At 60.2% G+C, this 12105-nt stretch carries 10 protein-coding genes; all 10 read left to right on the top strand.

Annotation, left to right across the window (positions count from 1 at the left end; all coding sequences use genetic code 11):
* The coding region (locus EN955_RS35075) for a hypothetical protein (protein ID WP_206521726.1) at positions 1-328 on the top strand (328 nt) is incomplete at its 5' end.
* 413 nt (positions 329-741) lie between these two features.
* Positions 742-1605 carry a DeoR/GlpR family DNA-binding transcription regulator gene (locus EN955_RS11165; RefSeq protein ID WP_024505184.1) on the top strand — a complete coding sequence of 288 codons (864 nt, stop codon included), beginning with the start codon at positions 742-744 and terminating at the stop codon, positions 1603-1605.
* Positions 1592-2686: a four-carbon acid sugar kinase family protein gene (locus EN955_RS11160; protein WP_032899622.1), complete on the top strand. Its 1095-nt coding sequence runs from the start codon at positions 1592-1594 to the stop codon at positions 2684-2686. Before EN955_RS11165 ends, EN955_RS11160 begins: the two co-directional genes overlap by 14 nt.
* Positions 2687-2913: 227 nt before the next feature.
* Positions 2914-3945: a 4-hydroxythreonine-4-phosphate dehydrogenase PdxA gene (pdxA, locus tag EN955_RS11155; protein ID WP_196815418.1), complete on the top strand. Its 1032-nt coding sequence runs from the start codon at positions 2914-2916 to the stop codon at positions 3943-3945.
* 41 nt (positions 3946-3986) lie between these two features.
* Positions 3987-5477 carry an aldehyde dehydrogenase gene (gene aldA / locus EN955_RS11150; protein ID WP_024505181.1) on the top strand — a complete coding sequence of 497 codons (1491 nt, stop codon included), beginning with the start codon at positions 3987-3989 and terminating at the stop codon, positions 5475-5477.
* A 76-nt stretch (positions 5478-5553) separates the two neighbouring features.
* Positions 5554-6696: a substrate-binding domain-containing protein gene (locus tag EN955_RS11145; RefSeq protein ID WP_164756404.1), complete on the top strand. Its 1143-nt coding sequence runs from the start codon at positions 5554-5556 to the stop codon at positions 6694-6696.
* A 65-nt stretch (positions 6697-6761) separates the two neighbouring features.
* Complete coding sequence (locus EN955_RS11140) at positions 6762-8345, top strand: sugar ABC transporter ATP-binding protein (RefSeq protein WP_024505179.1); 1584 nt, start codon at positions 6762-6764, stop codon at positions 8343-8345.
* Positions 8342-9289 (top strand): ABC transporter permease, encoded by a 948-nt coding sequence (locus tag EN955_RS11135; protein ID WP_027035675.1) that lies wholly within the window; start codon positions 8342-8344, stop codon positions 9287-9289. Before EN955_RS11140 ends, EN955_RS11135 begins: the two co-directional genes overlap by 4 nt.
* Before the next feature lie 159 nt (positions 9290-9448).
* A complete protein-coding gene (locus tag EN955_RS11130) occupies positions 9449-10975 on the top strand; it encodes a sugar ABC transporter ATP-binding protein (RefSeq protein ID WP_027035676.1) in 1527 nt (508 codons plus the stop codon).
* Entirely contained in the window at positions 10972-11988 is a 1017-nt protein-coding gene (locus tag EN955_RS11125) for an ABC transporter permease (RefSeq protein WP_024505176.1), read from the top strand. The genes EN955_RS11130 and EN955_RS11125 overlap by 4 nt, the downstream gene beginning before the upstream one ends.
* The last annotated feature ends 117 nt before the right edge of the window (positions 11989-12105 follow it).

Raw genomic sequence — 12105 nt, 5'->3', positions numbered from 1 at the left:
GCCCAGCTCCCGTAATGAGCGCTCGTTTTCCGTCCAGCCTGAAATTTGGCGCGACTTGATTTTCCTCCATAAATCTCTCTCCATTTGTTTGAAATTGGGAATACGTATGCGCACGCATTTGCTAAATGAGACTCTGGCGTTGATAGTTCAGGCGGTGTTGGTAGAGCCGCGAATGACCAGTTCGCCGGATATGCGAATAGCCGCTGGTGTCGGCATTGAGCACGACGAGCTTTACCCCAAGCTCGTCCGCTCCCTTCTTCATGAAAGCGACATAGCTGTTCCAGAATTGCGCATCCATGGTCGGCACGACAACGCCGACGTAGGTTGATCGGCGGCGACAGCCGCCGTTGACAAGAAAGCCGCGGCAGCGGCGCCGATAAAGGCCGATTTCAGCTTCGACAAGAAAGCATGGTTCCTCCAACCCGTTCGCAACAGAGCCCAAACGCTCCAAATCGCTGACTTGATTCCTATTTTTTTGACAAGAACTGCGCGATTACGAGAGTCAGCTGACGCAGTTTGACGACCTATCGCTTACCACGCGCGGGCAAAATCAGTCAAAATAATTCCAATAAGACCAAAATCGATGGCAATTCGTTCATTGCCATGACAAACCAGTGGGCTCGCCGGATAAATTCGTGATATTCGCGATGCTGGGCTCGCTGTGATTCCGGTGAGCGCGTTGCTGCACTGTGCGGAGATACGAACGTGGCTAGGAATGTTCGAAAATCAACGGTGGAAGAAATGGGATCCTCAGCTTCCGGCGGGTCATGGGAAGACGATGGCGGGCGTGGACGGGTCGATCTTATTCCGGCCAAGCGTCATGCTTTCATTCTCGAATGCCTTAAACGGGAAGGAACCGTCGGCATTCAGGAACTCATCGATCTCATCGGGGCGTCACCTTCAACCATCCGGCGCGACCTCGAAACACTGGAACGGCAAGGAGCATTGGAGCGAACGCATGGCGGAGCAATGCTTCACCGCACGGAACTCGCCACCTTCGAGCCGGATCTCGCCACTGCCGCACACTTCGCCAGGGCTGAGAAGGAGGCCATAGGTGCGGCCATGATGTCGGAACTTCGCCCCGGGCAGAGTGTCATTTTCGACGCAAGCACGACTGTTCTGGAAGTCGCCCGCGCCATCGCGGCTGCCCCCATCGCGCTTACGGCCGTCACCAACAGCCTGGCGATCGCCCAGATCCTCGCAACCGTGCCGGGGATACGCCTCGTCATGCTTGGAGGCACCTGCAAGCCGGGTTCTCTAACTCTGGTTGGCCAGCCTGGCGAGAATTTCCTGCGCACCATCCACGCCGATGTGGCAATTCTTGGCACTCATGCCATCACCGGAGACATGCTCACGGAGACCTCGCTTGAGGTCGCGGCGATGAAGCAGGCGATGATCGCCGCGGCGCGCCGCGTCGTCGTGCTTGCCGACAATTCCAAATTCACCACTCCGAATTTCTGCACCATCTGCCGGCTGGCCGATATCCACCAGATCATTACCGACGAGGGCATCGATCAGGCCAACCTCACCAATCTTCGGACGCTCGATGTAAACGTCCGAGTCGTTCGCGTCAGCCGTTCGGGTTCTTCCGTTGAGCGCTCTTGAGGCCGTGGATATCCGGATCGTCGCCGACGACCTGACCGGCGCCCTGGATAGCGCGGTTTGCTTCGCCTCGCCGGGCCAAGGTGTTGCGGTGAGTTGGCAACTGGATCGCGCGTTCTCGGGCCGTTTGGCTGTCGATATCGCCACACGTGAGGGCGCCGAGACAACGGCCGTCGCCAGACACTTGAAGTTCGCGCCATGGTTGGCCGCCGGACAACTGAGCTTCAAGAAGATCGACAGCCTTTTGCGCGGTCACGTCATTGCCGAAATAGAAGCCTGCATCGTCGAGGGTGCGTACCAGCGGGTTGTTCTGGCACCAGCGTTCCCATTTCAGGGCCGCGTTACACGCCTTGGGCGTCAATGGCGACTCGATCGGCCCGAAATGGTAGGTCCCGACATCGTCTCCGGACTAGGCCAGCGCTTTTCGTCCGGCCGGGCGGTACCGGGGGCGCGACCACTTCATTTCATCACCCTCTACGACGCCGAAACGGACAAGGACCTGGACGAGATCGTTGCAACGGCGGGCGCGCCCAGCACACTCTGGGTTGGTACGGGCGGCCTGGCTGCAGCGCTGGCGCGACACCTGAGCATACCACGCAAGCCTGCTCCGGCATTGTCCGCCCCGTTCCTGGGCCTTGTCGGCACAAATCACGAAGTCACGGCGGGACAGGTGGCCTCGTTTGCCGCCAAGCATGCTGATGGGCATATCGTTGTGGAACGCGACATCGACAAAGCGAAAAGGGATCTGGCAAAACGAATCATGCGAGGTGCGCCGTCGGTTGTCACCGTCGTTGCATCGGGCGATCGCCACGCGGTTTCAGGTCATATCGGCAAGGTGTTTGCGTCGCTTCTCGACGGTTTGCCAAAGCCCGGAACGCTGCTCGTCACTGGCGGCGAAACATTGCGATCGGTGTGCTCCAGCCTCGGCGTCGTCGAACTCACGGTCGAGAGCGAGATTGAACCGGGGCTTCCGATCTCCAGAATCAAAGGCGGCGTTTTCCAAGGGCTAGCCACAACTTCCAAATCTGGCGCGTTCGGCGACAGCGCCCTCTTCTGCAGGCTCGCGACTCTCGCGCGTCGCTGATCAAGACGGTCGCCGGCAAAAGCACAGGGCGGGTCCATTCCCGCCGGTCAAATGACGTCAAACGATGCTTCAGCCGCCTGCTACAACGGCCCTGCCCTCCCAGAGAGGGATTCAGGCCGGCGGATTTCGTCGCGCAGCTGATTACGAATGACCGAAAAAGAAAACTATTGCGCATCCATGGTTAGAGGGATTAGAAGATGACCACAATTGACCGATTAGAGGCGTTTATGTCTGGTCCAAGACTCGGCATCACAATGGGTGATCCTGCGGGCATCGGCCCCGAGATCATCGCCAAGGCATGCGCACGGCTGAAACCGCGCCTTGCCGACGGGTCGCTGTCCCTTCTCATCATCGGCAGCGTCACCGCGATGCGGACAATGGAGTCGATTTCTGGGCGCATTGAGGAGGAACAACCGTCAGCTTCGGCCGCTGGGACGTTTCCCGCTGTAGCCATTCTCGAAGCCGGCCCCGAACAAACACCCATTGAGACAGGCATCATGTCGGCTGAAGGCGGGCGCCTCGCCTATCTGGCGATCGAAAAAGCTGTTCGCCTGGCCCAGGCCGGTTCAATTGCCGGTATCGTTACGGCTCCTCTCAACAAGGAAGCGCTCAACCTGGCCGGCTATCACTATGCCGGCCACACCGACATGCTGGCTGAGCTGACAGGCGCGCGCGATTCCGTGATGATGCTTGCCCATGGCGATTTTCGCGTCAGCCACGTCTCGACCCACGTCGCGCTGGCCCAGGTTCCATCGAAACTGACCGAACCTCGGTTGCGGCGGGTTATCCAATTGACGGTCGAGGCGTTGCACGGCCTTGGCATTTCCCATCCCCGAATTGCGATTGCCGCGCTTAACCCGCACGCCGGCGAAGGCGGCATTTTCGGCCGGGAGGATATCGACATCACGACCCCAGTCGTCGCCTCCTACAACTCCGCCGATTTTGCCGTGTTTGGGCCTGTTCCCGGCGATACGGTTTTCGTCAAGTTGCGCGCCCGCCAGTATGACGCGGTGGTCGCGATGTATCACGATCAGGGCCATATCCCGGTGAAACTGCTCGGCTTCAATGTCGATCCCGAGACCGGTGAGTGGAAAGCGCTCTCCGGTGTCAATGTCACGCTCGGCCTTCCGATCATCCGCACCTCCGTCGACCACGGTACGGCCTTCGACATCGCCGGCAAGGGCATCGCCAACGAGGACAGCTTGGTCGAAGCGATCGAGTTCGCGGTCCAGATGGCCGCGGCGAAATCCAACCCTTAGGCGTCGGCACGCCTGCAACGCACGCAGAACCGGATTGAACCATGTCAGCAGAAGAAAAGACATCGTATCTCATGTTGATCGACGGGAAGTTCGTCGTCGGCGAAGCTGGCACGCGCTCGGTTATCAACCCGGCCAACGGCAAGGCCTTTGTCGACGTGCCCGAGGCAAGCCCGGATCAGGCTCGCCAGGCGATAGACGCCGCCCGCAAGGCGCAGAAGGCTTGGGGGCTCAAATCGCCTCTTGCCCGTGCGGCGATCATGAAGCGGATCGCGGTCTTGATCCGGCAGAACGCCCGGCATCTGGCCGAGGTGGTGGTCAGGGAACAAGGCAAACCGATCAACGAAGCAATAGGTGAAGTCGGCGGCGCAGCCGAGTTCTTCGACTACTACGCCGAATTTGCCCGTCGCATTCAAGGTGAGATCCTGCCGTCCGACTACGCGGGAGAGCAGGTCTGGATACAGCGTGTGCCGGTAGGCGTTGTCGCCGCCATCATTCCGTGGAATTACCCGAGCGCCCTGGTCAGCCGAAAGGTGGCGCCCGCCATGATCGCCGGCGACACCATCGTCCTCAAACCGCATGAAGACACGCCGCTTTCGGCGCTCGAAATGGCTCGCATCTTTGTCGAAGCGGGCGTGCCGGCCGGCGTCGTGAACATCATAACGGGACGGGGTGAAACCATAGGCGAAGTGCTCTGCAGCGAACCCGGCGTCGACCTCATCACCATGACAGGAAGCGTCCCGACCGGTAAGCGCATCATGGCGAATGCTTCGCGTAATCTGACGCCTGTTTCGCTGGAGCTTGGCGGCAAGGCGCCATTCATCGTCCTGGCTGATGCCGATCTCGAGCTGGCGGTTCGTTCGGCAGCCACGTCGCGCTACATGAACTGCGGACAGGTCTGCATATGCAACGAACGCACGCTCGTTCACCGTTCGATTTACGATCAGTTCGTCACACGCTTTGTGGAATTCTCCAAGTCGCTCGTCGTCGGTGATCCGATGCAGGCAAATACCGATATCGGCCCGAAAGTCAGCCGTGAAGAGTTGGAAAAGGTCGAGGCGGTGCTTGCGGAAGCCGTGGCGGGCGGCGCGAGGCTTGCTCTCGCCGGTGGGCGCCCGACCAAGGCGCCCATCGATGGCGGCTACTGGCTCAATCCGACCGTACTGACAGATGTGACGCCTGACATGCCGATCATGACGCGCGAAATCTTCGGCCCGGTCGTGCCGATCATGCCCTTCGACACTTTCGAGGAGGCTGTCAGCATCACCAATGCCAGCAACTATGGCCTGTCGGCCTATCTTTTCACCAATGATCTGGGCCGCGTCATGAACGCCGTCAACGAGGTTTCGTTCGGCGAGATCTACGTGAACCGGATCGGACCGGAAATGCTGCAGGGTTTCCATGTCGGCTTCCGCGAAAGCGGACTGGGCGGCGACGACGGCGTGCATGGGCTCGAGAGCTACATGCGCAAGAAGACGGTCTACGTGAACTATTCGGGTGCCGCCACGGCGGCATTGATGCCTTACGGGCGCTGAACAGCGCCCAACCAGTACGACCAGCCAGGTCGCCACCCGGCCGCTACGGCCGTTTCATATGATCGGGAGGAATGAAATGTACTATCGTGGATTTATGGCGGCCGCCTTGGCCTTGGCGCTATCGGGACTGGCCGCATCGTCGGCTCTCGCCGATGACACCATCCCACCGGAAGCAAAAGCTCTGCTCGAGCCGCTGCCCCTGTCGCCGAGGGGCCAACCCGTCCCAGGCTTCCCGGATGGTCCGCCGGCGGTGTCGCCGGACGTGCTGAAATTCTCCGATGAGGATCTTGCCAAGCTCAAGGCGGGCAAGTTTACCGCTGGACTGGTGATGCACACAATGGATGCGGGCTGGCCTCAGTTGCAGGTTGCCGGAATCAGCAACACACTCAAGGATCTTGGTATCGAAATTGTTGGAACCACCGACGCCAAGTTCCAGCCCGGTCAGCAAATCAGCGATCTGGAGCAGATGATCGCCCGTAAGCCCGACGTGATCTTCTCGATCCCGATCGATCCGAAGTCTGAGTCCGAAGCCTACAAGAAGGCGACGGCCGCCGGCATCAAGCTGGTTTTCATGGACAACGTCCCGGTCGATATGGCGCCCGGCAAGGATTATGTGACCGTTGTCGCCTCCGACAATGAAAAGAACGCCTACTTCGCCGCGCAGGAACTTGTCGGGGCGATTGGCGGCAAGGGCGAGGTCGGCATCATCACGCTGGTTTATGACTATTACTACTCCGTCGCAGCCCGAAAGGTCGGTGCCTTGAAGGCGTTCGGCGAACATCCCGACATCAAGGTCGCGGATGTCGGCACCTTCACAGCCCCCGAGAAGGCTTACGAGGTTGCCACCGCAATGTTGACGGCGCATCCCGACATGAAGGGCATCTTCGTTGCCTGGGACACGCCCGCCCAGCAAGTCATGGCCGCGGCGAAGACACTCGGCCGCGATATCGTCGTCACCACGAATGACATTGCCGCTGACAGCGCGCTGAACGTTGCACGCGGCGAATTTCTGGCCGTAGGCGCGCAGCGTCCCTACGACCAGGGCGTCGCCGAGGCCAAGGCGGCCGCGCTTGCATTGCTTGGACATGACGTCCCGCCATACATTTCGGTGCCGACGTTGCGTGTCAAGAAGCTCGACCTTCTCAGTGCCCTCAAGCAGGTCACCAAGGAAGATGCTCCGGCCTCGGTGGTAAAAATCTGCAACGGCGAGTGCTTCTAGCCCACTTTTTCGTCGGCGGGCTCCAACAGGCCGCCGACGCTCCCCTAGCGATCGAGAAAATCGTCATGGCCGAAGCGAAAACGTCACCGTCCCACAACGCGATCGTAGCGATGCAACGCATCAGCAAGTCGTTTGGCGCAAACCGCGTGCTGTCTGATATTTCGTTCGAGGTCATGGCCGGTGAAACGCACGCGCTGCTCGGCGAGAACGGTGCGGGCAAATCGACGCTCATGAAGATTCTCATGGGAGCCTATCGAACGGATGAAGGCCGCATTCTGTTCGCCGGAGAGGACGTCACGGCCTTGTCGCTTCGCGACAGGATCGACCGCGGTATTGCAATGATCTTCCAGGAACTGAGCGTCTTGCCGAACCGCTCGGTTGCCGAAAATCTGTTCATCCTTCGCGAGCCACTCGCCTTCGGCATGCGCGTCGACACCAGAACAATGGTTCGCGATGCCCAGGCTCTGATCGAGCGGTACGCCTTCTCGCTTGATGCTTCCGCGCGTGTGGGCGATCTGGCCTTCGCCCAACGCCAGATGGTCGAGATCCTCAAGGCGATCTCGCGGGGCGCCAAGCTGCTCGTCATGGACGAGCCGACTTCATCACTGACCATCCACGAGGAAGAAACGCTTTTTCGGACCATCGGTCAGCTCAAGCAGGGCGGAATCGGTATCGTTTACATCAGCCACCGCATGGCCGATGTGCTGCGGCTTTCGGATCGCATCTCGATCATCAAAGATGGCCGACTGGTTGGCCCACTTGATCCGAGCAAGACATCCATCGAGGATATCGCTGCGATGATGTCGCGGCCGAGGGGCGACGCGCCTTTGCCGACCGCCACAGTGTCCGCGAAACGCCACCCGGCAACGTCGATCGGGGCGCCGGCTCTTGAGGTCCGCGATCTAGCCACGTCGCGCAAGCTGTCCGACATATCGTTCTCGATCGATCCAGGCGAGATCGTCGGCCTTGCCGGGCTTGTCGGCAGCGGCCGCTCGACCTTGGGCAAGGCTTTGTTCGGCATCCTTCCAGACGTATCCGGCCACATCAGTGTCGCAGGCGAACCCGTTCGGCCGGGCAGCGTAAGCAGAGCGATCGCTGCTGGTGTCGCGCTTGTTCCCGAAGACCGTCGGCTCGAAGGGCTTGTTGGCGGGCGCTCAATCGAGGAGAATCTTGCGCTTCCCCGGCTTTCCGATTTCTCGCTCGCGGGTCCCCTTGGGCCGATGGCGAAGGCGCGGATAGCGGCTCTGTTCAGACAATACCGCGACGACCTCAACATCCTGTGCCGCGGCCCCTTACAGAAAGCCCAGGAGCTTTCAGGCGGCAATCAGCAAAAGATCGTCTTCGCAAAATGGCTGGCAATGAAGCCGAAGCTGTTGATCCTCGATGAGCCAACTTCCGGCGTGGACGTCAATGCCAAGCGCGATATGCGCGAGCTTGTGCGCCGCACGGCGGGCGATGGCGTCGCCGTGCTGCTCATTTCTTCGGAACTCGAAGAACTCCTGGATTTGTCCGATCGCATTCTGGTGATGGCGCAGGGGCGGATAACGCGCAGCATGGGCAGCGCGCACGACGAGACCGGGCTTCGCGCGTTGCTGCAGGCCGAGGCCGCCAGACAAACCAGCGTACACGCTCAGGGAGTTGCAGCATGAAATCGTCCTCGATGCCGATGCGCGCTAGTGCGATGAATTTTTTCCGCGATCACATCACCTATGTGATCTTCCTGGCGATCACCCTCTATTTCGTCTTGTTCGCCCCCCACTTCGCGTCAGTCTCAACCGCAAGCGCCGTTCTGCGTATCACAGCCATCGTTTCCGTGATGGCGATCGGCATGACGTTCGTCATCATCTGCGGTGAAATCGACCTGTCGGTCGGTTCGGTTGCCAGCTTTTCAGGTATGATCGGAGCGTTGCTGCTCGATCAAAGTGTCCCGGCCTATGTCGCCGCCCTTCTGGTGTTGGGCGCCGGGGCCTCGATCGGCGCGGTGTCGGGCGTGCTTGTTACAAAACTGCGCATTCCATCGTTTCTCGTAACGCTTGGGATGTTGTCCATCTTTTCCGGACTGGCACTGACCATCACCGGCACCCGGCCCGTGTCGATCGTCGATGATGATTTTTCGAACCTGTTCTGGAACGGCAGTTTTCTGGGCATGCAGGCACCGATCTGGTGGACGATCGTCCTTACGGCCGTCGGCTACTACCTGCTGCATCAAATGCCCTACGGCAGGCGTGTTTATGCGACCGGTGGAAATGCTGTTGCCGCGCGCTTTTCCGGTGTGCGAACGGACGGCGTCAAAATCTTCGCCTTTGCGATATCCGGCATGACCGCGTCCCTTGCGGGCCTGATGCTCGCGGCCCGCTCCACGGCTGGCAATCCCAGCCTGGGAGCGGGTCTTGAACTGGACGTGATCGCGGCCGTGATCATAGGCGGGACAAGTCTCTTTGGCGGTTATGGATCAATCGTCGGTTCCGTCGTCGGCGCAATCTTCATAGGCATTCTCGGATTTGGTCTTCTCGTGCTCGGTCTATCGACCAGCATCCAGGAGGTCATCAAGGGAGCCATCATCATCATTGCGGTCTCATTGAACCGCCGTTGAAGGCAGCAGCCCGGGATGAAATCGGAAGATATGCGGTTCCGCAATTAAAGGGTCGATGATCTGTTGATCACAGCGCATTTCGATGAAATAGTAAAAAGAGAACGTTCTCACTGCGTGTTTTGGGATGGAAGAGGGCGTTTTGGAGGAAATCTGTTGAGTGTGTCGCCGCCACGATTGCAGGCCGTTGCCGTTACCAAATCCTACGGCGCGACCACAGCATTGGAAAATGTGTCGCTGGATCTGGCGGCGGGCGAAGTCCATGCGGTGCTCGGCGAAAACGGCGCCGGCAAATCCACGCTGGTCAAGATCCTCAGCGGTGTGATTGCGCCAAACAGCGGTCAGATGCGTCTCGACGGTGCGGTCTATGCGCCGCATTCGATCCTGCATGCGCGACAAGCAGGCGTCGCCACGGCTTTCCAGGAATTGAGCCTCGCGCCCAACTTGACCGTTGCCGAAGCGCTGCTGCTGCCCGCCATGAAGCGCGGGGCGTTCGGCCTGGTCTCTCCCTACCAGACAGCGCGAGCCGCAGCTGAAATCCTGCATCGCTATCGTTTGGATGACGTCTCGCCGATCGCCGGCATCGCCAGCCTGTCGCTCGCCCACAGGCAGCGGCTCGAGATCGCCCGAGCCATGCACTATGCCGAAAAGGTTCTTATCCTTGACGAGCCTACGGCAGCATTGACCGATGTCGAATGGCTGTTCGATCTGGTTCGCAGCACGACTGCGGCCGGGACCGCCGTCCTCTATATTTCACACCGCCTGGCCGAGGTGCGCACCTTGTGCAAGCAGGCAACGGTGCTGCGAAACGGCCGTTCCGTGGCAAGCGTCGGACTATCGGACGCCAGCGATGCCGATATTTTCGAGCTGATGGTCGGCCGCACGGAGATGGCGCACGGGCGCCGCACCCACTCGTTCGCTCGCGAGACGCGTTCCGCGCTCGAACTGAACAATGTCACCGGCGCAAAGCTCAAGGGCGTCACACTCGACGTGAAAGAGGGCGAGATCGTCGGCATCGCCGCTTTGGAAGGCCAAGGCCAGCGCGAACTTTTCCGCACCCTTGTCGGCCTGGATAAAGCGACGTCGGGACAAATCCTGGTCGGGGGAAAGCCCGTACAACCTAAAAGCCCACGTCATGCCATCGCGGCCGGACTGAGCTTCCTTCCCGAAGAACGCAAGGTGGAAGGGATATTCTCGACACTGTCGACGGCAGCAAACATCGTGCTGCCCGTCATCCAGAACATCAGCCGGACCGGTTTTGTCTGGCCCGCGCTGGAACGGCACAGTGCCGCACGGGCATCCGAAGGGGTCGAACTCAATCCTCGCTATCTCGATTTTCGTATCGCCGACCTCTCCGGAGGCAATCAGCAGAAGGCATTGCTTGCGCGTGCGATGTTTACGGGCGCGCGTACATTGCTTCTCTACGATCCGACCCGAGGCGTCGATGTCGGCACCAAGCAGGCTATCTACGCGGCCATTCAGGCCTTTGCCGACAGGGGTGGATCGGTGCTTCTCTATTCATCGGAACTTACAGAACTGACGCGTCTGGCCGACCGCTGTCTGGTGCTCTACGGCGCACGAATTTTCGAGCAGTTCACGGGCGAAGCCATCGAAGAGCGTGCGCTGGTCGCAGCCCTTACCGGTCATTCCCGAGACCCCGCAAAATCAAAGCGCGAGGCCGCGGCATGAGCATTCTTGCAACCAAGGCGGCAGCCACCTCTCACCGCCTCGCCCCGTCAATGCCGGCAAGGGCAAAAGCCTTACTGGCCAGCGGCACCGGCATCATCATCGTTCTCTACATCATCCTGTATGGCCTGTATTCCATATGGGATCCTACCGCGCTGACCGCCGACACAGTGCTCAACCTGACGAACAATGCCGTTCCCCTTGCGATCGCGGCGGCGGGTCAGACGTTGATCGTGCTGTCCAGAGGCTTCGACCTTTCCGTCGCCGGCGTCATCTCGCTAACCAATGTCATCATGGCGGCTTATCCGCTGGACGGCCCGTTGGGGGCAGTCGAAAGCCTTGCCATCTGCCTGGCGATCGGAGGCGTGGTCGGCCTGGTAAACGGTTTCCTGGTCGCCGTGCTGCGTCTCCAGTCGATCGCCGCCACGCTGGCGACGATGATCATCTGCCAGGGCCTTTCATTGGTCATCCTCGACGCGCCGGGAGGTACGGTCGCGGATTTCATCTCCTATGATCTGACCGACGTGCTTTTCGGCGTGATCCCGATCTCGGGGCTCTTCGTCGCGGGCGTTGTCGCTCTCTGGATGATTTGCCGACGCACGGCGTTCGGCACAGGCCTTTATGTCGTGGGGGCTGATGAAACAGCTGCGCATCTGTCAGGCATCAATGTCAAACGCGTCCGAATTCTAAGCTTTGTTATCGGTGGCATGCTCTACGGCCTCGCGGGTTTCATGCTCAGCGCTCAAACTGCGACAGGAAATCCCAACGCAGGCGCCTCTTTCCTGATGCTGACCTTCGCTGCCGTGGCGCTCGGCGGCACGTCGCTGAGCGGTGGGCGCGGCAGTGTCATCGCCAGCATCATCGGCGCCGCCACGCTCATGTTGCTGCAGAAGGTGCTGTTCGCCGGCGGCGTGTCGTCCTTCTACACCGGCATTTTCCAGGGCGTGGTGCTCGTGCTGGCGGTGGTGTTTGGAAATGTCGTGACGCATTTTGTTGAACGAAGAGGTGCAACGTGACCGAAGCGCACCCTCCCGGGGCGGCTGTAGCCCCTGCCCCGCGGGCCCAACGGCACACGGAACGTGTCGCCGACAATAGGCGTACCGCACGCTTGCGGCCAGAGACAATCACGGCGG

It is taken from the genome of Mesorhizobium sp. M7A.F.Ca.CA.001.04.2.1, from assembly GCF_003998485.1.
Taxonomy (GTDB): domain Bacteria; phylum Pseudomonadota; class Alphaproteobacteria; order Rhizobiales; family Rhizobiaceae; genus Mesorhizobium; species Mesorhizobium ciceri.
The sequence above is the reverse complement of the archived record's forward strand: the minus strand, read 5'-3'. Positions and strand labels throughout refer to the sequence as shown.

Coding starts and splice junctions, on each gene's coding strand:
- EN955_RS11165 (WP_024505184.1), top strand. CDS start 742: ATGGGATCCTCAGCTTCCGGCGGGTCATGGGAAGACGATGGCGGGCGT.
- pdxA (WP_196815418.1), top strand. CDS start 2,914: ATGTCTGGTCCAAGACTCGGCATCACAATGGGTGATCCTGCGGGCATC.
- aldA (WP_024505181.1), top strand. CDS start 3,987: ATGTCAGCAGAAGAAAAGACATCGTATCTCATGTTGATCGACGGGAAG.
- EN955_RS11145 (WP_164756404.1), top strand. CDS start 5,554: ATGTACTATCGTGGATTTATGGCGGCCGCCTTGGCCTTGGCGCTATCG.
- EN955_RS11140 (WP_024505179.1), top strand. CDS start 6,762: ATGGCCGAAGCGAAAACGTCACCGTCCCACAACGCGATCGTAGCGATG.
- EN955_RS11135 (WP_027035675.1), top strand. CDS start 8,342: ATGAAATCGTCCTCGATGCCGATGCGCGCTAGTGCGATGAATTTTTTC.
- EN955_RS11125 (WP_024505176.1), top strand. CDS start 10,972: ATGAGCATTCTTGCAACCAAGGCGGCAGCCACCTCTCACCGCCTCGCC.